Here is an 18,462-nt window from a genome sequence, read left to right as displayed (position 1 = left end):
TTTTTTTAGAGATGAAAATGGTAATCGTCTTGAACGCTTCCTAAAACCTATTCCATTGCTTTATTAGCCGTTATCTCCCCATATCCTCTTTTTTAGTTTCAGACCGCCGCCCATAAATATTATCCCGTTTTTTAGACAGACTACCTGAATAAAGGAGGCAGGTCATATGAAATTAAGCAACAAACTCATCCTCGGGTTAACGGTTTCGTCACTCGCCGGGAAGTTTCTTGAAAAGCTGCTGATCCAAGACAATGTCAGCCCCAATATTACCGCGTCATTTAATCAAGAAGCTGATATTCCGGATATTGATGCGTCCTCATACATCCATCATTTCGCCTCGGTCATCGGCAGTGTGGTCATCGGGCGAAACGTTTTCATCGGGCCTTTCTCTTCGATCAGAGGAGACACGGGATTAAAAATCTACATCGGCCATGATTGCAATATCCAGGACGGAGTTGTCTTGCACGGTATGAAAAACTATGAATACAACAACCCTGTTACTGAACAATCCGTTTTTAAAGATCGTGAATCGTATTCCATTTACATAGGCGAGAAAGTATCACTCGCCCCGCAATGTCAAATTCACGGCCCCGTAAGAATTGACAACAATGTTTTTGTCGGGATGCAAAGCCTTGTTTTTGATGCCTATATCCAAGAGAATACGGTGATTGAACCGGGAGCAACAGTAATCGGTGTTACAATTCCCCCAAAACGGTTTGTTTCGGCGGGTCGTGTGATTTCAAACCAGGAGGATGCCAACCGGCTTCCTGAAATAAGCGATTCTTATCCATATCATGACCTCAACTCGAAAATGACGGCCGTCAATCTTGAATTGGCAAAAGGGTATAAAAAGGAAGCGAGAAAATGGAAACTATGAAAGAAATTTTGGTTGTCTACGGACGAATCATCACCATCCTTCCCCTTTTATTGGCTGTTACATTGCTAATGGGAAAACGCTCAATCGGCGAAATGCCTGTATTTGATTTTTTAATCATTATTACATTGGGGGCTGTCGTCGGAGCTGACATAGCCGATCCGAGGATTGAACATTTGCATACCGCCGCTGCGGTGGTTGCGATTGCCCTATTGCAAAGACTCGCTTCAAAAATCATGATCAAAAGCAGAACACTCGGACGTCTGATTACATTTGAACCGACCATCGTCATCAAAAATGGAACGTTTATTGTCGGCAATTTAAAACGAATCAGATATTCGGTGGATAATGTTCTGCAAATGCTTCGTGAAAAAGATGTTTTCAATGTCAGCGACGTAGAAATGGCGTTTATAGAGGCGAATGGAAATTTAACGGTATACAAAAAGCCAAATAAAATGGAAGTCACGGCTGAAGATATGGGGATTCAAAAAAGCGGCGGCGAATTTTCATATCCGGTCATCATTGAAGGGAAAGTGTACACATCTGTCCTTCACCAATTGAATGTAACGGAAAACTGGCTCAAAAACCAGCTGAAGAAGAAAGGGCTTGAACGAATGGATGAAATCTTTTTCGCTTCGGTTAATCAAAACCATCAACTGCATGTTTCGCTTGATAATGAAACGGCGAAAATTGAGCCGGAGCTTTTGCATTAAAAGCTCCGGCGGATTTTTTCATCGGCCGTTTTCGGGACAGAAATCGTTGTGAATCATGTAATATTCGAACACCTGCTGCAGCCACTCATCCTCTTCTTTTGTAAAAGGTGAAGAAAACTTCTCTGCCAGCTGCTGCGATTCGATTGTCTCCATCTGTCCTAAAGCCGACAGCACGCCCTCTCCGACAAATTCCAAACTCGTCTTCATATATCGGTCCGCCATTTCCTGCACTTCGGGGTCATCAACCGGTTTTCCCATGAGCCGCTTGGCTTCCTTAGATAAACGAACATACTCTTGATCCAATTTGGCCATCTCATCTTCTGATTTGCCGAATACATCATCGGCAAAACGTTTGGACACCTGCTGTTCAAGCCATATGCGCTGCTCCTTCTCAGTCTGGATGCTGTTCAGCAGGCTCATGAAAACAGAACTGTCGATTTCCTCTTCCTCCTCCAGAAGACCGATTGTCCTGTTTATAGCTTTCAGCCCTGTTTCAATATGTTCCTTTTTCTCCTCCAGCACCTTTTTCTGCTCCTGCAGCGCCTCAATCAGACCGGCATCAAAGCATGCATCCTTCATGAAAGCGCGAATTTGTTCAAGACTGTACCCGAGAAACTTAAAACATGTGATTTTCTGCAACTCTCTCGCATCTCTGTCTGTGTAGAAACGGCGGCCTGTTCCCGGCTGTTTTTCAGGCTTCAACAGGCCGATTTCATCGTAATAATGGAGCGTCCGAATGGATGTCCCTGTCATTTCTGAAAAAACACCGATTGGATAATATCCTTCATTTTCCATAAAAATCCCCTCCAACTGACGATTTATTCCTATCATAACGCCTCACGCTGCTGGAGGTGCAAGCTTATTTTTCGCAGACTCGTGATTTTTCCAAAAGGTACGGGACAATCAACTCCAGTTTTTAATCCGGCGGAGTCTCCCCGATTAAGTTCTGCAAATCTTTTTTCACATTCCCAGCATCCGTTCCGATCACAATCTGGATATGATGCTGGTCAATTTTGACCACACCGTGCGCTCCTAATTGCTTTAATTGCGCTTCATCCGCCAAGGACGTGTCTTTTAATTTCATTCGCAAACGGGTTATACAGTTTTCGCAAGTCACGACATTCTCACGGCCGCCGATATGCTTAAGAATGCCTGCAGCCATAGACCGATGCAGCCGGTTTCCTTCAGGTGTTTCCTGTTCCCTTCCGATCACCGGAATGTTTCGCTTTATAATCACAAAGTAAAACGTAACATAATAGAGAGCAAAAAAGGCAAGGCCGACGGGTATGATCCATAATCCGCCGTCTGATAAATTAAGGTTCAGCAAATAATCGATTACGCCTGCTCCCCATGAGAAGCCGTGACGAATCCCAAGCAAACAGAGCACCGCTCCGGCAAGTCCCGTATAGACCGAGTGAAGAAAGTACAATAAAGGCGAAGTAAATAAAAACGTGAATTCAACTGGTTCCGTAATCCCGGTGATCAGTGATGTGGCTGCTCCTGAAGACATGAGCGCTTTCGTTTCCTTTTTTCTCGTTCTGGCTGCATGCGCGATTGCCAAAGCGATCGCCGGAATGCCAAACATCATCGTGATAAAAAAGCCGCCGAGAAAGTAGCCGGCTGTCGGGTCTCCATTCAAAAACCGCGTAATTTCCCCTGTCACCGCTTCGCCGGATGCCGTCTCATAGCGCCCAAGCCCAAAATAAATATACGTATTCATGACATGGTGAAGGCCGAACGGCAGCAAAAACCGATTCAGAAATCCGAATACAAACACCCCGAAAGCGCCAAGACCTACAAGCGACTGGCTAAAAGTGTCGATCGCCGCTTCTGCATAAGGCCAGACGATTGAAAAAAAGCCTGCCACCGGAATCGTCACCAATACGATCATCGTAATCGGAAACTTCTCTCCGCCAAAAAATGAAAACATGCTTGGCAGTTTCGTATGTTGAAACCGGTTATAAATGAAAGCCGCCATCAGGCCGGCGAGCACCCCGCCGAAGACGCTCATATCAAGATCAGGATTCAAGATGCCGAGCCCCTCTTTTAATACGGTTATCGCCAAATATCCTGTCAGCGCAGGAATTCCTTTATCTTTTGAACGGGCAAAGCCCATGGCGATGCCAATTGCGATCAGGACATCCATATTGTTCAATATCACGCCTGACGCTTGAAAAAGCGGTATATTCAGCATATCTTCCGCAGAAAGACGCAGCAGCAGGCCGGCGATCGGAAGAACAGTAATCGAAATCAGCAAAGACTTTCCCAGCAGCTGAAAAATATGTTTCATTCCGGCATTCTCCTTATGTCAAATTCCTAAATGATACGAGCTGGACATCAGTAAGCTTATTCAAACGGATGACAACGTCCGGATCGGTTAAAAATTCAAGTTCATCGACTCTCGGATAAGTATAAGAAGAGTTCGTCAAAAGCTCCTTATCGAGGTATGCCGGGTGGGTCATGACCTCCACAGTATCATGCTCTTCAAACAGTTCAGAGACGGCTTCTTCATCCTTTAAAGCCGCTTCGAGGACAGGTGAAAAAAAGTCTGTTGTTTTCACTCCTTTTTCCGTGATCACAGCACTCTCCATATTGCGCCTGACAGGCAAACGGTACTCTTTGGCGAGCGTCAAAAATGCGTCTGAGATGCCCGGGGAAGCGTTGATATGATGGTGGCTGTCCAAATGATCGGGTTCCAAGCCCATGTTGATGCATGTTTCAATCTGCGCTTTCCACTCGCGGTATACTTCATCAGTATCAATTGTAAAAGCACCTTGATAAAATGCGAGATTGCGAAAATTCCCCTTTGCATCGACGATCGTCCGGTGATCAGACAAAAGCGGTCTTCCGCAGGTCAGCACCAAATGTACGCCGATCCCGAGCCCGGGCGATTCGCGAGCCAGCCGCGCCGCATGACCTGCGCCCGGCATATTTGTCATGAACGTCGCTGATGTTAAAATCCCCAGCTTATAGGCATCAATAATTCCATAGTTCACGCCTCTTGAATATCCAAAATCATCAGCATTGATAATCAGTTTTTTCATCCATCCAATACCCCTTATCAGTCTTTTTTTAAAAAAATATGCGGAGACGTACCGTTTTACCCTAAATAGAAAACGACAAAAGCTACTAGTAAAAAATGATTTTTGGTAGATTGACAAAAGCTACTGAAGTCTTTTAAACTATTTTTCATATATTTTTAAAAACTCTAAAAAAGGAGGCCGGGGTCTCAAACGACAGATCCTCAACAATGAGATGACCAATCCGATCCAATCGATTTTAGAACAATTTCCTATCATCACACTTGACGGCGCGATGGCCACCGAGCTTGAACGGTACGGCTGTGATTTGAACGACAGCCTGTGGTCTGCAAAAATGCTCATCGAAAACCCCGAGCTTATCAAACAAGTGCATCTGGATTATTTCCGTGCGGGCGCCGATTGCGCGATGACAGCCAGCTATCAGTCGACGGTTGAAGGTTTCACAAAACGCGGCCTCAGTGAACAAGAAGCGCTCCACCTTATCCGGGAGTCTGTACGTCTTGCTGTAGAAGCACGCGATGAATTTTGGGCGGTTCCGGAAAACCGCAAAGGCCGGCCCAAACCGTTTGTAGCCGCTTCAGTAGGCCCTTACGGCGCTTTTTTAGCGGATGGTTCCGAATATCGGGGGGATTATGACGTCACAGAAGACGAATTGGCCGATTTTCACAGGCAGCGAATGGCCGCTTTAATCGATGCAGGCGCCGATATGTTAGCCTGTGAAACAATACCGTGCCTTTCAGAAGCAAAAGCAATCGTTCATTTATTGAAAGAATTCCCTGACACACATGCGTGGATCAGTTTCAGCGCTAAAGACGGACGTCATATCAGCGACGGCACGAAAGCCGGCGAATGCGCGAAATGGCTCGATCAGCATGACCAGGTTGCGGCAGTTGGCGTAAACTGTACGCGGCTGGAGCATGTCTCTTCGCTCATCGGCGGCATCAAAAAGCATACAGCTAAACCGATTATCGTCTATCCGAATTCCGGTGAACAGTATGATCCGGAGACAAAAACATGGCATGGTGCGGCATGCAAAGCTTCCTTCGGAGAAAGCGCCCGCAGCTGGTACAACCAAGGAGCACAGCTGATTGGCGGCTGCTGCAGAACAACACCTGAAGACATAAAAGCCGTCGCCGACTGGGCGAGAAAGCTGGAGATATGATGGAACAGTCAAACAACAATCGTCAGAACTTTCAAAGAAAAATGCAAACGAGACACCTGATCATGCTCTCCTTGGGAGGCGTTATCGGCACGGGTCTTTTCTTAAGTTCCGGTTATACGATCTCACAGGCGGGTCCTGCCGGAACGATTTTAGCCTACTTAGTCGGGGCTCTGATCGTCTACCTTGTCATGCTCTGCCTCGGCGAATTATCGGTCGCCATGCCTGTGACCGGATCGTTTCATATGTATGCCTCTAAATTCATCGGGCCGGGCACCGGATTCACCGTCGCCTGGCTTTACTGGCTGACCTGGGCTGTCGCGCTGGGTTCGGAATTTACCGCTGCCGGGTTATTAATGCAGCGCTGGTTCCCCGATACTTCGGTGTGGATGTGGAGCGCGGTTTTCGCTGCACTGATTTTCGTGTTCAATGCTGTCTCAGTGAGATTTTTTGCCGAGTCCGAATTTTGGTTTTCGAGCATTAAAGTGCTTGCCATTATATTGTTTATTATTTTAGGCGGAGCGGCGATATTCGGCATCATCCCGTTACAAAATACAGATTCCGCACCGCTTCTTTCAAACTTTGCAGGAGAAGGCGGGCTCTTTCCGAACGGTTTCCTTCCAATTTTTATGGCGATGCTCTCCGTGAATTTTGCGTTTTCGGGTACGGAGCTGATCGGGATTGCCGCCGGAGAAAGCGCCGAACCGGAAAAGAACATTCCAAAAGCGATCAAGACAACACTCTGGAGACTGGTGCTTTTCTTCATCGGAACGATTTTCGTGCTCTCATGCCTCATTCCGGTCAAAGAAGCCGGTGTGATCAAAAGCCCGTTCGTCGTCGTTTTTGACCGTATCGGTGTTCCATACGCGGCCGACATTATGAATTTTGTGATTCTGACGGCTCTGCTTTCCGCGGCCAACTCAGGCTTATATGCTTGCTCCCGGATGCTCTGGTCACTGTCAAAAGAAAAAACGTTACACCCCGTTTTTCAAAAGCTGACTTCACGGGGAATTCCGTTGAACGCGCTGATTTTCAGTATGATCGGCGGCATTCTGTCGCTGCTCTCCAGTGTTTTTGCACCTGATTCCGTCTATATCGTTCTTGTATCAATTTCAGGCTTTGCCGTTGTTGCCGTCTGGATGAGCATTGCAGCCTCGCAGTTCATGTTCCGCAGACGCTTTTTGGCTGAAGGAAACACCGCAGACGGCTTAAAATACCGGACACCGTTTTATCCGGCAGTACCGATTGCCGCTTTTCTATTATGTCTGGCATCCTGCATCGGCATTGCCTTTGATCCGAACCAAAGAATCGCCCTTTTTTGCGGTGTTCCATTTATGGCGTTATGCTATATCATCTACTATGCAAGAAACAGAAAGAATGGCGGAAAAATGTCTGAGCCCGTTAAAAAAGCAAGTTTGCATGTTTCGTTTTCTGAATACGAGGAAAAGAAAAACTAAAATCTCGTATAAAGGAGCGAATTGTTATGGAACATGTGAAAGCCCTTGCCATTAAAGGCATCATGACAATTGTGATACTGTACCTTGTTCTCGGGCTCGGGTTTAGTTTCAGTTTTGAAAACACCCTCTTCATCACAATTGTTCTTGGCGCGGTATCCTATTTGCTGGGTGATTTGTTTATTTTGCCGAAGACCAATAACATCACGGCCACTTTAGCCGATTTAGGCGTCGCTTTTCTTGTCGTTTGGCTGATGGCTCTTGCGATGGGAACGGCTGCAAACACCGCTGCATTGGCCGCGTTTTTTGCAGCAGTCGCTATGGCAATCGGTGAATACATTTTCCATTTTTACTTGATGAATAAAGGCCTTGGCTCTCCCAACCGCAGAATGGAAACGAGAACGGAATAATATATAAAAAACGTCCAGCAAACTGGACGTTTTTTAATCAAGAATAGAGATTTTCCCAATACGGCCGCACTCTTCTGCAAACCAGATCGATTGGGCTGGTCCGGCCGCTATCCCGTGCGGTTCAGACTCGGCCGTCGGAATTGGATATTCCGTAATATCCCCGTTGACTGTAATGCGGCCGATTTGACCCGCACCCCATTCCGTAAACCACAGGGCACCATCACCGCCGGCGGTAATCGCGTGCGGGCGGGCATTGGCTGTCGGAAGCGGGTATTCGCTGATCTTCCCTGAGACCGCAATTCTCCCAATTTGATTTCCGTTTATTCCTGTAAACCACAAAGCTCCGTCCGGGCCTGCAGTGATTCCGACCGGTCCGGATTGTTCTCCAGGAAGCGGATACTCGCTGATGTCTCCATCTGCCGTTATTCGCCCGATGGAGCCGCTTTGATTTTGTGTAAACCAGAGTGCATCGTCTGCTCCCCTTGTAATAAATGACGGGAAGGCTCCCGGTTTGGGCAGTTTATATTCAGTTATTTCGCCTGAAGATGACAGCCTGCCGATTTGATGTCCGGCCATATCGGTATACCACATGGCATCGTCACAGCCTACGGTGATCCCAAACGGGGCAGTACCTGGAGGAAGGGCATACTCGATTATTTCCCCTTGAGGCGTCATTTTTCCGATTTTCCCCGCTTTATACTCCGTAAACCATAGCTCACCGCTAATCCCAGGAGTAATAATCGAGGCACCTGCGCTCTTCGTCGGAATCGTATATTCGGTAATATCTCCAGACTCTGTGAGCATACCGATCCGGTTTCCCTTTTGTTCAGTAAACCAAATGCGCCCGTTTGCACATACGGCGATCCCGTACGGACCCGACTCGGGGTCGGGAACATGATATTCAGTCATGCGAATCTGCATGAGCGACCCTCCCTTTATTCCATTTTCCTTGAGCATCTGACCTTTCAGAACGCTCCCAGGCATTTCTCATTTTCATGTTACCTCAGGCGGAGCATACAGTGAAACAGAAAGTTCCATTAAATATAAACTGTACATGCATGCTCTAGTATCATAAGATTGTTTTAAAGCATAAACTTATTTTTCTATATATGGTTCAATAAGGAACCGTCTGCCAGATCTTATCATTTTGAAATATATTCATATTATCGCCCTATCAATTCATTGGTGACGGCATACTTTGTGTATAAAGGCAACCGCTGTCTCAGGCGGACCAAAACAAAGAAAGAAGTGGATGTGTTCTGCATGTTTGAAGATGAGAGACTGAATCGCTTGATTTACCTTTATACCCCTCTTTTTGCGAAAGATTTTCCGATCATTCTGTTCTGGATTCCAAAAAGCGGCTGCACGACTCTGAATCGCTGGTTCTTTTTCCAAAACGGACTGCTTGAAGATGTTGGCCGAAGATGCGCGGGGGAGGTTCATCACTACAGAAATACGATCTATACGCAGCAGCCGGATTATGTGAAGGATCTTCTGGCAGAATTAAAAGAGGGAAAAAAGGACACTTACAAGCTTGTGCGCAACCCTTTCCGGAGAGCAGTCAGTTCCTTTCTGGCGGCAATTTGCTCCCCGAATTTTATCTGTCTGTTCAACAGTAACATGAATACAGGACTGTCTTTCACCCAATTCTTGCATCATTTAAAAGATTTGGGGCCGGAAATCAGCGCCATTGACCGGCACCTTGGTCCTCAGTATCTCGAAGGAGAAGAAGAGTTTGTCACCAATTATATTTACCTCGAGCAATTCAGCGCGCAAATCAGAGAGATTGAAAACAAATACAAATTATTGAAATCTCCGATATCACAGCTGTCGAAATCACCGCACCATCTTTCCGATACTATGCTCAAAAAAGGAAAATTCGCGGACACCGTTTTCACCATGTCATCCTTCGACTGGGTGTTACCGACTTTTGAGAGCTTTTACAATGACGAAACAAAAGAGCTGGTGCAGGAGATTTTTGCGAAGGACTTCGAAGTCTACGGCTTTGATCCGAAACATATCAAGTAAACCGGAACTCGGCCATCACATTACGATCTCCTTTCAATTCGATTACATTTTGGAAAATTCATTCCAAATGGTTTCTTTTTCAGAGACGATCGTTTAGAATGCCCACTAAAGGTCATTTTAAGAATCACTTCTGTTTGAAGAAAGGAGATATATTATGAAAAAAGGCATATCATCTCTCATGATTGGATTATTGGCTGTCGTATTGGGCGCCTGCACTTCAAATCATGATGATCAGCAATCCAAGGCAAACAATCAAGAAAAAACAGCCCAAAGCGGGCAGCAGGATCAAGAAAAGCAAATGAAAGCCATGCAGAAAAAGCTTGATCAACAAAAAGTCGATGAAACAAAAACAGTGGCTGTCGTTAACGATGAAAAGATCACAGGCAAGGACTATAACAGCGTATTATCAACCGCACAAATGCAGTATCAGCAAACAGGACAGGATCCGACTTCAAAAGATGCGGCACAGCAAATCAAAAAGCAGGCCATCGACAGCCTGGTCGGACAGGCTTTAATTACCCAAGAAGCGGACAAAAAAGGCTACAAAGCATCTGAGAAAGAAATTGAAAAACAGCTGGACGAAAGCAAAAAGCAGTATAAAAATGAACAAGATTTTGAGGAAGCTGTCAAGAAAGCCGGCTTAAACATGAACACGCTGAAAAGTGACATTGCCGACAATATCAAAACAGAAAAATATATTGACAAAGAACTGCCGGCAGAACAGGTCACAGACAAAGAAATCAAAGATTACTATGATCAATTTGCCGCACAGCAAAAAGACAGCGGACAGAAAAACACACCTGCGTTTGACGATGTCAAGAAACAAATCCAAGACATGCTCAAACAGCAAAAAAGACAGGAAAAACTCGGACAGCAGGTTGAAAAACTGAAAAAAAGCGCCGATGTGAAAGTGGAAATTTAACAAAGTCAGCCATCCGTTACAGGATGGCTGACTCGTTTTATTTATCAGGTTTATTCAAGCGACTCTATCGCCGCCATCACATCAGCTTCATGAAAAGATCCCATCAAACATAAAGATTCATCCGGCCGCGCGGCATGAGCGGCAACGGTCCGTTTTGCCTCTTCAACGTTTTCTAAAATGCCTAAATCGCTAAGTCTTTTCGGAAAACCGAGCCCTTCATAAAAGGGAATCAGTTCGGCGGTTTCATCTGTCCGTCCTTCTAAAGCAAGCTGCACGAGTATCCCGTAGGCTACCTTTTGGCCATGCAGCACACGATGGGTTTCGGGGATGAACGTTAAGCCGTTGTGAATGGCATGGGCTCCGGCCATTCTGCCATAGCGTCCCGCATATCCGCCTACTGTGCCAGCCAGCGCGATAACCGCTTCGAGGACCTTTGCGAAAGATGAGGAGGTTTCGCCTTTTTCAAGACTTTCTATGGCTTTCAGACTTTCTGTCAACAAAATATCCCGAATATAGACAGACTGTCTCAGCCCTGTCTGAACCATGATGGAAAGCGAATCGGCCGTATTTCTGATGATCGCTTCGGCCTCATACCATTTCGCAAGCGTATCACCGATTCCGCTTTTCACATAAGCGACCGGCGAAGAAAGGAGAAGCAGCGGATCGACCAGCGTCAAATAGCTTGAGCGCTTATGGTATTGGACGCACGAAAAGTTGCCGTCATCATCATAGATCACGCTTAACGGTGTGCTTGCCGCGCATGTTCCCGGGATCGTCGGAATCATCATGACTTCAATGTTCAACAAATCGGCGGCTGCCTTCGCCGTATCTAAGACGGTTCCCCCGCCTATCCCGATGATGACATCTGCCGATTCTGCTGCTTCTGCTGCTTTTTTAATCTTATTTAGGGAACTGCAGCCCGTATGCTGAACGACTTTCCAATTGTTTGGAGGCGTCGTATAACTCGTAAAAGCTTTAAACGATTTGACTCCAGTAATGATGACGGGCCGTTCGAATGCATTCGCAAATGACAGCAGTTCTTTCGCGATCCCCTCTCTGCAAACGTACTGGTTCGGACCGCTTCTGACAATATCTTCAGGCTGCATATTTCCCACTCCTTCTATTATTTTCTAATATTTATCATCTCACTTTCTAACAAGATGTCAAACGATATCACAAACCGGTCACCGGTTTCTTTCTGAATTAAGCAAGACTCTCTTCCTTCCCATTCAAGCTCAAACAGCTGTTCCAAATGAAATATTCCGTGCGGAAAGCTTCCGGTATACAAAGCTGACGCGGCTGCAGCGGCTGTCTGTGCGGTAATGAATGATTCATTTTCGCCGAACAGCGCGATGCCTGTCCCGGCGCTCCGGCCGTTTTTCAATCCTTCAGCATCCACCTTTACCGCGTATTGCGCTGATCCGATGTTGAGCGCCCCCAGCATACGGACCGCCAGATTTCGAATTCCCTTATTGTTTAAGAGCTTGGCTGCGCCGATTTTTTGCATGGCCGCAATCAGCACAGTGGCAGGCCTTGAATCAAAGCAAAGCCGGGTAGAAACAGAAGGGACGGCTAATGTGCCTGGCAATGTCACCTGATCGGAAAAAGGAAACCGGTAGGCTGTCCGGCGCCCCAATCGCCCGCCGAAGTTTGTCCACCGGCCGTCTGTAAAACTGATGACTTCCATCAAGTGTCCATTTTCTTTCACATCATACACCGTATTCAGATGGTCAACTGTCCACTCGATCGCCGCTTTTCCGTGGCTATCACCTAAACCGAGCATGATCGCAATATCAATCCGACTCGTTTCATCGAGAGCCTGGGCGGCTTTCTGCGCAAGTAAATTGGTAAGCCCCGGAGCCAGGCCGACGCTTAATAATCCCGTGCCGCGGCATGCTTCGTCATTCAGCTGTTCAAGCTGAGTCAAATATGAACCGTTCGCCGTAATGTCGATATAATCCGTGCCACTCGCCAGACAAGCCTCTGCCAACTCAATGTTTTCCTGATCGATGCACACGATCACCAGCTTCGTCGTCTTGAGCCAATCCCAGTCAGCCGGTGCATCTCTGTTGAAACGCATCGGCTTCACTTGGCCGCCCGTTTCCTGACTAAAACGCTCGGCGTGATCCAGGTTTCTTCCGGCAGCATACACACGGTCCGGATATTTTTCTCCGAGACTCCGGCAGATTTGGGCGCCGACATGACCGTACCCGCCGATCACGACAATATGTTTCTTCATTGTTTGCCGCCTCCTTTCACAGCAAACCAGCCGTCGATTACATAAGCGCTGAAAAATCTCGTTACGTTTGTAAAGCCTGCTTTGCCGAGCAGATCCTCCACCTCTGAAGCCGGCACCGGATGAGAGCGGCTGCCGATTGAAGCGGAAAAGCTCTCCCATTCCTGTTCAGAAATCCCGCCTGCCAGCATATGCTCCTTCCAGGCACACATCTGCCACTTGAATGCCTCTGACGTCATGTCGCCTTGAATGGCCGCAATGAAAAATGGAGCGCCATCCGCCAATCTTGAGGCGATCTGCTGCAAAAATTCAAGCTTATAGCGGACAAAGTGAAGCACAAGCATGCATGTCGCAGCATCATATTGAAATCCGCACTCAAGCTGATGTACTTCTCCTTCAATCAGATCGGCTTGAAGCTGAATTCCGGCGAGCTCCAGCCTTTTTCTCGCCAAACCGAGCATGCTGGCAGACGGATCGACTCCTGTAAATGACCAATTCGGGTGTCTTTTTGCAAGCGTCACGAGCTCCTGCCCACCTCCGGCCCCGACGACCATCACATTAGCCGCATCTTCAGAAAGCCGGACCGTCAACAAGCGATCCATCATATCGTAGAGCATTTCATAGCATGGGATTTTTAAAGGGATTTTCTTTTCGTATTGATAGACATCAGGATGATTCCAGTCCATGTTCATGACAAGCCGTTCTCCTTTTAGTAAAATTAATTAAGAATTGTTCTCAATTATAAAGGAGTTTCAACAAACCACCATCCCTTAAACCTGGGATTTTTAAAGAGGAGGACCGACATGAACCGGCCGTTAAAAGACATACTGAACGAACTGCAGCGCACAACCCGTTCTTCGCCCCAATATATCGAAGCCATGCTGTCTGCATTAAAACAGGCGATTCCGTTTGATGCATCATGCTGCACGGCTGTAGACCCCAAGACCTTACTGTCCATCGGAGCCGTCACAGACGATCAAATTGAAGCGATCCATCCGCAATTATTCGAGCTTGAGTACACGCAGGAGGATGTGAATCGATTCGAAGCCTTAATTCATGCACGGCAGACAGCGGCTATATTAAGTGAATCGGTCAAAGGAGACTTCCGGCAAAGCAAACGCTACAGCAACATTCTTGGGCCTGCAGGCTATGAAGATGAATTGCGCGCCATTCTGCTCAGCAAGGGGGAGTGCCGGGGATACCTTACCCTGTTGAGGAAAAGAGGACAGCCGCTGTTTACAGAAAAGGATAAGAGCTTGCTCGCTTCACTCGCACCGCTTATCGGCCGGCACCTTCAGCAATTCAGACACCATCTGTCAAAAAAAGACGTGTTTCACATGAAACATGTCGGAGGCATTCTGATTTTGTCGGAAGACCTGCAGCCCTTGTCATGCAACCGAGCGGCCCTCCATTGGCTAAATATCTTGCGCGGCTGGGAAAGGATCGGCAGCGATGCCGTGCCGAGACCTGTCCGGGCCGTCTGCACGCGGGCAGCGGCTGAAACTGCCGATCCGGCAAAAACGGTCATCTCGATTCCGGGTCATTCCTGCCTATCCATTAAAGCGAGTCGTTTAGACGGCTTTGGTCCATCAGGCCAGATCGCCGTTTCATTCGAGCCTGCTTCACCGGCAGAAACCATACCGCTGATAGCAGAAGCCTACAACCTGTCCGACCGGGAAAAAGACATCGTGTACCGGGTCATCCGCGGACTTTCAACAAAAGCCATCCAACAAAAGCCATCGGAGACGAATTGCATATATCAGCTTACACCGTTCAAGACCACTTGAAATCGATTTTTTTGAAGACGGGCGCAGGAAACCGGAGGGAGCTGATGTGGAAGCTGCTTGATGATGTGCTGGAGTGAGAATAAGCTGGAAAACTGTTCTCAACTCCGATTCCACAGACAAGACACGCAGTGTTTTTCACTATGTCTTATCTTGGAGGAATGAAGACCAGCAAATTCAGAGGACTTAACTTTTTCTTCATTCCACCCCATCCTGTTCATTGAACAGCTCGTCCAAACGCGCCACAGCATCCTGTTTTTCAAAGGTGCTGAACCATAGGTCGTCATACGAATCCAAAATGCGGTAATGGTGAGAAATCAAGTTTTGCTGAAGGCGAAACTCGCCTTTTTTCTCAATGTCCCGCCACCACACTTTTCCGCCGAGCGTCTTCCCTTTTGGTCTGTCGATGCTTCGGTGAGCGACAGTCTCCACCACCTCAAGGGGCTCATCCCCGAGCACGGCCTGCAGCACCTCACTGTTCCGAAAAAGCGCGCATACCGCGACAACATGCGCCCACCCCGCTGCCGACCTGCCCTTTTCAATTTGCACGAGCGTTTTCTTCGACATCCCGAGCACGTTCGCCATTTTGTCCTGCGTATAGCCGCTTTCCGCACGGATTAATCTTAACTTGGATGAAATGAGTTCGGTTATGTATTCTTTATCCATGGAGGAACCTCCGATGTTCTTTTTAGTGTAATATTACACTAAAAGTTACAATGGTTCAATTTTTATGACCCTGTAATTGCTGTCAGTTTAACACTCTCCTTATGATCTTCACCATTGTGATTCCATTCCACGACAGCTTTAAATTGCTCATTCTTTTCACAAAAAATACGATTTTTTCATTAAGCAACATCATACAAGAAATTTCTCAAAAACATGATAAACTTAAACATCATCACACCAAGGAGGCCCGACATGCGAAATGAAACCCGCACGCTTTTCCTCGACCCTGATCTAAATGTTGAAGCCTACCGCTTTAAAGGCATTATGCAGAAGTTTCCGAATCACTTTCACGAGTACTTTGTGATTGGTTTTATTGAGAAGGGGCAGCGCTATTTGCTTTGCAAAGGAGAAGAATACATCATTAATCAGGGCGATCTCGTGCTTTTCAATCCTTATGACACGCACAGTTGCGAGCAGATTGACGGAAAGGCGCTCGATTATCGCTGCATAAATGTGATGCCTGACGTTATGAGAAAATTTGTGAAGGAGATCACCGGAACCGACAGCCTCCCATATTTCACGGAAAATGTCTTGTTCCGTCATGAGCTGAACGCCAGCTTGAAGGAGCTTCACATTCAAATATTGCAGAAAGAAAAAGCCTTGAAAAAAGAGGAGCTTTTTCTCAACCTCCTCGAGGAGTTGATTCGGACGTATTCTGATGTTGCGTTTCTCGAAAATGCGCCTGAACCGTCCGACGAAGTCAAAGCGGTGTGCGGTTATTTGGAATCCCATTACCAGGAAAACATTACGCTTGAACATTTAAGCAAGCTGGCAGGCTGGAGCAAGTATCACCTCCTGCGGTCGTTTACGAAGCAGAAAGGAATTTCCCCCTACAGCTACTTGGAAACCGTCCGTATCAATCATGCGAAAAAGCTGTTGGAAGAAGGCGTAAAACCAATCGATGCCGCTTTCCAAACAGGCTTCAGCGATCAGAGCCATATGACAAAATTTTTCAAGCGGCAGGTCGGGCTGACGCCGAAACAATATATGAAAATCTTTGAATATGACAGGCAGGAGATCAAAGGATGAAGACAAGACGCGAAACTGCCGGACACCTCGCAGCTGTTATCACGATCATCATCTGGGGTACCACTTTTGTCTCGACAAAGGTGCTGCTCGAGGATTTTGCGCCCGTAGATATATTGTTTTACCGGTTTCTCATCGGATTGATCGTGCTGATTATGGTGCATCCGCATGTGCTGACATTCCGGAGCTGGAGGCAGGAAGCGCTGTTTGCGGGAGCAGGCTTATGCGGGGTGACGCTTTATTTTCTGTTGGAAAACATCGCGCTTACCCTTACCTACGCCTCAAACGCCGGCATGATCGTCGCGGTTATTCCGATGATCACCGCGGTATTGGCGCATTTTTTCCTTTCGGGCGAAAAGTTGGAGCCCCGATTCTTCATTGGATTCGCCGCTGCTTTTACAGGACTTGCGCTCATTTTCTTTAACGGACAAATGATGCTCAAGCTGAATCCGCTCGGCGACATTCTTGCTGCTGCCTCTGCATTCGTCTGGGCAGCATATGCGATTTTGATGAAAAAAATCAGCACTTTCGGTTATCATACAATCCAATGCACACAGCGGATCTTTCTGTACGGCTTGCTATTCATGGTTCCCGCTCTGTTCCTGTTTGATTTCCGCTTCGACGCAAGCCCTTTCGCCTCCCCCGCCAATTGGCTGAATATCCTGTTCTTAGGTGCGGGCGCATCTGCGCTTTGCTTTGTGACATGGAACTGGTCGGTCGGTGTGCTTGGGGCGGTAAAAACGAGCGCTTATATCTATATGGTACCCGTCATCACCATTGCCGCATCCGTCGTCATTCTGCATGAAAAACTGACATGGGTTGCTTTTTGCGGAGGAGCGCTCACATTGGCCGGTCTTTATATTTCTGAAACAAAACCAAAACCTCAGCTGAAGGAGGAACAAATTTGATAGAAGAGACAAAATGCGCATTGATCATCGATGAAAGCCTGCCGCTCGGGCTAATTGCCAATACAGCTGCAATCCTGGGGGCTGCACTCGGCAAAAACAACCCCGGCCTGCTCGGAGAACATGTAATGGACGGCTCGGGAATCGACCATTTGGGTATCGTCAAACTTCCAATCCCCATTTTAAAAGGCAACGCCGAGCTGCTTCATCAATTAAGACAAAAGCTGTTGACCGACGAATTCAACGATATTCTGACTGTCGATTTCACCGATGTCGCGCAAGGCATTCATACATATGAAGCATATATTGAGACATTTCAAAGCACCGCAGCTTCCGATTACAGCTATTTTGGAATCGGCGTTTGCGGCGATAAGAAAAAAGTCGCGCGGCTGACAGGAAGCTTGGGGCTGTTGAGATAAACAAAATACGGAAATTGACTTCGCTTCATTTAATGAAGGAGTCAATTTCCGTATTTTTTTGTCAATAGTAAAAAGAGGAACAATTGGGGTTGCAGTTGGAGGAATTATCATAACAACAGCTGGTGTAATTAGCTGGAACTCAGCATCTGAAATCGCTATTGGCACGGCGGTGTCTGCTGTGATATTTAGATAACTAATATCTCATTAATTTCCTTATTTAATGAAAGCTAAATAAATACATATTATAATGTATTTATTCAGTTTTTCAAAATTAAAGTATCGTGGAGGTATTACATTGAACACAGACAAACAAGTATTCATTGAAACGCAAAAAACAGCCAAAACCCTTAAAACTTACCGCGATAAGAGTGACGAAGAGTTATTAGCCTTTCTCGCTAAACAAGATTCATTAACCTTAAATCAACTGAAAGTCTATTACTCAGATCCTTCATTTGCGCTTCATTATTTCATTAGTGCGGCCTTTTTCAGTATAATATTGGCTACCTTCATAACTGCAATTCTTTCTGGTCAAGCAGCTTCGATATTCCCTTTCATTTCCGGCATCTCCATTCTAATATTAGCTGTCATATTTGCGGGGTGTATCTTCTGGGTGCTTAAACAGCTTGTCATCCTGAAAAAAAAGCCGATTCAATTCATTACCCACTTTTCCAAGAAAGCCGAGTTTGCACGTATCATAAAAATGATTGATTATGTTTTACAACAAAAATACCAAAAGGTATTGAATACACCGTACCAATAAACTCT

The 18,462-nt window shown here is 46.6% G+C and carries 21 protein-coding genes; 13 read left to right on the top strand and 8 right to left on the bottom strand.

What is annotated here, in order from left to right; all coding sequences use genetic code 11:
• The first annotated feature begins 166 nt into the window (after nt 1–166).
• Nucleotides 167–877 carry a gamma carbonic anhydrase family protein gene (locus MKZ04_RS18440; RefSeq protein ID WP_095292777.1) on the top strand — a complete coding sequence of 237 codons (711 nt, stop codon included), beginning with the start codon at nt 167–169 and terminating at the stop codon, nt 875–877.
• On the top strand, nt 865–1,587 hold the full coding sequence (locus MKZ04_RS18435) for a DUF421 domain-containing protein (RefSeq protein WP_145608031.1): 723 nt from the start codon (nt 865–867) through the stop codon (nt 1,585–1,587). The genes MKZ04_RS18440 and MKZ04_RS18435 overlap by 13 nt, the downstream gene beginning before the upstream one ends.
• A gap of 18 nt (nt 1,588–1,605) precedes the next feature.
• Here the strand turns inward: MKZ04_RS18435 and MKZ04_RS18430 are convergent, their stop codons facing one another.
• From MKZ04_RS18430 to chbG, 3 genes are all read right to left on the bottom strand, one after another.
• Nucleotides 1,606–2,382, bottom strand: a complete 777-nt coding sequence (locus tag MKZ04_RS18430; protein WP_341046631.1) for a MerR family transcriptional regulator — start codon at nt 2,380–2,382, stop codon at nt 1,606–1,608.
• A gap of 121 nt (nt 2,383–2,503) precedes the next feature.
• Complete coding sequence (locus MKZ04_RS18425) at nt 2,504–3,877, bottom strand: PTS transporter subunit EIIC (protein WP_328037802.1); 1,374 nt, start codon at nt 3,875–3,877, stop codon at nt 2,504–2,506.
• Nucleotides 3,878–3,890: 13 nt separating this feature from the next.
• A complete protein-coding gene (chbG, locus tag MKZ04_RS18420; RefSeq protein WP_023857746.1) occupies nt 3,891–4,631 on the bottom strand; it encodes a chitin disaccharide deacetylase in 741 nt (246 codons plus the stop codon).
• Between the two features lie 211 nt (nt 4,632–4,842).
• Here chbG and mmuM point away from each other — a divergent pair, with 211 nt between their 5' ends.
• Genes mmuM through MKZ04_RS18405 form a run of 3 tightly spaced genes read left to right on the top strand, consistent with a single transcriptional unit; the run spans nt 4,843 to nt 7,651 of the window.
• On the top strand, nt 4,843–5,790 hold the full coding sequence (gene mmuM / locus MKZ04_RS18415) for a homocysteine S-methyltransferase (RefSeq protein WP_023857745.1): 948 nt from the start codon (nt 4,843–4,845) through the stop codon (nt 5,788–5,790).
• Entirely contained in the window at nt 5,790–7,244 is a 1,455-nt protein-coding gene (mmuP, locus tag MKZ04_RS18410; protein WP_020449975.1) for an S-methylmethionine permease, read from the top strand. Before mmuM ends, mmuP begins: the two co-directional genes overlap by 1 nt.
• Before the next feature lie 26 nt (nt 7,245–7,270).
• Nucleotides 7,271–7,651 (top strand): DUF2512 family protein, encoded by a 381-nt coding sequence (locus MKZ04_RS18405; RefSeq protein WP_003178548.1) that lies wholly within the window; start codon nt 7,271–7,273, stop codon nt 7,649–7,651.
• 33 nt (nt 7,652–7,684) lie between these two features.
• On the opposite strand, the gene MKZ04_RS18400 is transcribed toward MKZ04_RS18405, so the two are convergent.
• Nucleotides 7,685–8,572: a Vgb family protein gene (locus tag MKZ04_RS18400; protein ID WP_341046627.1), complete on the bottom strand. Its 888-nt coding sequence runs from the start codon at nt 8,570–8,572 to the stop codon at nt 7,685–7,687.
• Between the two features lie 342 nt (nt 8,573–8,914).
• Between MKZ04_RS18400 and MKZ04_RS18395 the strand changes: the two genes are divergently transcribed.
• Nucleotides 8,915–9,679, top strand: coding sequence for a sulfotransferase family 2 domain-containing protein (locus MKZ04_RS18395; protein ID WP_268509573.1), 765 nt, complete (start codon nt 8,915–8,917; stop codon nt 9,677–9,679).
• 154 nt (nt 9,680–9,833) lie between these two features.
• Nucleotides 9,834–10,601 (top strand): SurA N-terminal domain-containing protein, encoded by a 768-nt coding sequence (locus MKZ04_RS18390; protein ID WP_026580450.1) that lies wholly within the window; start codon nt 9,834–9,836, stop codon nt 10,599–10,601.
• A 50-nt stretch (nt 10,602–10,651) separates the two neighbouring features.
• On the opposite strand, the gene MKZ04_RS18385 is transcribed toward MKZ04_RS18390, so the two are convergent.
• The 3 genes from MKZ04_RS18385 to MKZ04_RS18375 are packed head-to-tail and all read right to left on the bottom strand — an operon-like array spanning nt 10,652 to nt 13,529.
• Entirely contained in the window at nt 10,652–11,707 is a 1,056-nt protein-coding gene (locus MKZ04_RS18385; RefSeq protein WP_341046620.1) for an iron-containing alcohol dehydrogenase family protein, read from the bottom strand.
• A gap of 17 nt (nt 11,708–11,724) precedes the next feature.
• A complete protein-coding gene (locus MKZ04_RS18380) occupies nt 11,725–12,840 on the bottom strand; it encodes a saccharopine dehydrogenase family protein (protein ID WP_341046617.1) in 1,116 nt (371 codons plus the stop codon).
• A complete protein-coding gene (locus tag MKZ04_RS18375; protein ID WP_341046615.1) occupies nt 12,837–13,529 on the bottom strand; it encodes a class I SAM-dependent methyltransferase in 693 nt (230 codons plus the stop codon). Before MKZ04_RS18375 ends, MKZ04_RS18380 begins: the two co-directional genes overlap by 4 nt.
• Nucleotides 13,530–13,640: 111 nt before the next feature.
• Here MKZ04_RS18375 and MKZ04_RS18370 point away from each other — a divergent pair, with 111 nt between their 5' ends.
• Both MKZ04_RS18370 and MKZ04_RS18365 read left to right on the top strand, forming a co-directional pair.
• Entirely contained in the window at nt 13,641–14,624 is a 984-nt protein-coding gene (locus tag MKZ04_RS18370) for a helix-turn-helix transcriptional regulator (RefSeq protein ID WP_341046612.1), read from the top strand.
• On the top strand, nt 14,588–14,701 hold the full coding sequence (locus tag MKZ04_RS18365; protein WP_341046610.1) for a helix-turn-helix transcriptional regulator: 114 nt from the start codon (nt 14,588–14,590) through the stop codon (nt 14,699–14,701). Before MKZ04_RS18370 ends, MKZ04_RS18365 begins: the two co-directional genes overlap by 37 nt.
• Before the next feature lie 118 nt (nt 14,702–14,819).
• On the opposite strand, the gene MKZ04_RS18360 is transcribed toward MKZ04_RS18365, so the two are convergent.
• Nucleotides 14,820–15,287 carry a helix-turn-helix domain-containing protein gene (locus MKZ04_RS18360; RefSeq protein ID WP_146874297.1) on the bottom strand — a complete coding sequence of 156 codons (468 nt, stop codon included), beginning with the start codon at nt 15,285–15,287 and terminating at the stop codon, nt 14,820–14,822.
• Between the two features lie 252 nt (nt 15,288–15,539).
• Here MKZ04_RS18360 and MKZ04_RS18355 point away from each other — a divergent pair, with 252 nt between their 5' ends.
• The 4 genes from MKZ04_RS18355 (at nt 15,540) to MKZ04_RS18340 (ending at nt 18,457) form a co-directional block, all read left to right on the top strand.
• Nucleotides 15,540–16,376: an AraC family ligand binding domain-containing protein gene (locus MKZ04_RS18355; protein ID WP_023857734.1), complete on the top strand. Its 837-nt coding sequence runs from the start codon at nt 15,540–15,542 to the stop codon at nt 16,374–16,376.
• On the top strand, nt 16,373–17,281 hold the full coding sequence (locus tag MKZ04_RS18350) for a DMT family transporter (RefSeq protein WP_050820841.1): 909 nt from the start codon (nt 16,373–16,375) through the stop codon (nt 17,279–17,281). The genes MKZ04_RS18355 and MKZ04_RS18350 overlap by 4 nt, the downstream gene beginning before the upstream one ends.
• The gene (locus MKZ04_RS18345; protein ID WP_050820842.1) at nt 17,278–17,697 is read left to right on the top strand and encodes a DUF2000 domain-containing protein; all 420 of its coding nucleotides are present in this window, start codon (nt 17,278–17,280) and stop codon (nt 17,695–17,697) included. The genes MKZ04_RS18350 and MKZ04_RS18345 overlap by 4 nt, the downstream gene beginning before the upstream one ends.
• Nucleotides 17,698–17,992: 295 nt before the next feature.
• Nucleotides 17,993–18,457, top strand: a complete 465-nt coding sequence (locus MKZ04_RS18340; protein WP_025810857.1) for a hypothetical protein — start codon at nt 17,993–17,995, stop codon at nt 18,455–18,457.
• Nucleotides 18,458–18,462: the final 5 nt, after the last annotated feature.

The organism is Bacillus sp. FSL W7-1354, from assembly GCF_038002405.1.
Taxonomy (GTDB): domain Bacteria; phylum Bacillota; class Bacilli; order Bacillales; family Bacillaceae; genus Bacillus; species Bacillus paralicheniformis.
This window is presented reverse-complemented; position numbering and strand designations above follow the sequence as displayed.

Bases quoted from the DNA above. Each gene is read 5' to 3' on its own strand.
- MKZ04_RS18405 (WP_003178548.1), top strand. From the start codon at position 7,271: ATGGAACATGTGAAAGCCCTTGCCATTAAAGGCATCATGACAATTGTG.
- MKZ04_RS18430 (WP_341046631.1), bottom strand. From the start codon at position 2,382: ATGGAAAATGAAGGATATTATCCAATCGGTGTTTTTTCAGAAATGACA.
- mmuP (WP_020449975.1), top strand. From the start codon at position 5,790: ATGGAACAGTCAAACAACAATCGTCAGAACTTTCAAAGAAAAATGCAA.
- MKZ04_RS18375 (WP_341046615.1), bottom strand. From the start codon at position 13,529: ATGAACATGGACTGGAATCATCCTGATGTCTATCAATACGAAAAGAAA.
- chbG (WP_023857746.1), bottom strand. From the start codon at position 4,631: ATGAAAAAACTGATTATCAATGCTGATGATTTTGGATATTCAAGAGGC.
- MKZ04_RS18440 (WP_095292777.1), top strand. From the start codon at position 167: ATGAAATTAAGCAACAAACTCATCCTCGGGTTAACGGTTTCGTCACTC.
- MKZ04_RS18350 (WP_050820841.1), top strand. From the start codon at position 16,373: ATGAAGACAAGACGCGAAACTGCCGGACACCTCGCAGCTGTTATCACG.
- MKZ04_RS18395 (WP_268509573.1), top strand. From the start codon at position 8,915: ATGTTTGAAGATGAGAGACTGAATCGCTTGATTTACCTTTATACCCCT.
- MKZ04_RS18370 (WP_341046612.1), top strand. From the start codon at position 13,641: ATGAACCGGCCGTTAAAAGACATACTGAACGAACTGCAGCGCACAACC.
- MKZ04_RS18390 (WP_026580450.1), top strand. From the start codon at position 9,834: ATGAAAAAAGGCATATCATCTCTCATGATTGGATTATTGGCTGTCGTA.
- MKZ04_RS18385 (WP_341046620.1), bottom strand. From the start codon at position 11,707: ATGCAGCCTGAAGATATTGTCAGAAGCGGTCCGAACCAGTACGTTTGC.
- MKZ04_RS18380 (WP_341046617.1), bottom strand. From the start codon at position 12,840: ATGAAGAAACATATTGTCGTGATCGGCGGGTACGGTCATGTCGGCGCC.
- MKZ04_RS18360 (WP_146874297.1), bottom strand. From the start codon at position 15,287: ATGGATAAAGAATACATAACCGAACTCATTTCATCCAAGTTAAGATTA.
- MKZ04_RS18425 (WP_328037802.1), bottom strand. From the start codon at position 3,877: ATGAAACATATTTTTCAGCTGCTGGGAAAGTCTTTGCTGATTTCGATT.
- MKZ04_RS18435 (WP_145608031.1), top strand. From the start codon at position 865: ATGGAAACTATGAAAGAAATTTTGGTTGTCTACGGACGAATCATCACC.
- MKZ04_RS18400 (WP_341046627.1), bottom strand. From the start codon at position 8,572: ATGCAGATTCGCATGACTGAATATCATGTTCCCGACCCCGAGTCGGGT.
- MKZ04_RS18355 (WP_023857734.1), top strand. From the start codon at position 15,540: ATGCGAAATGAAACCCGCACGCTTTTCCTCGACCCTGATCTAAATGTT.
- mmuM (WP_023857745.1), top strand. From the start codon at position 4,843: ATGACCAATCCGATCCAATCGATTTTAGAACAATTTCCTATCATCACA.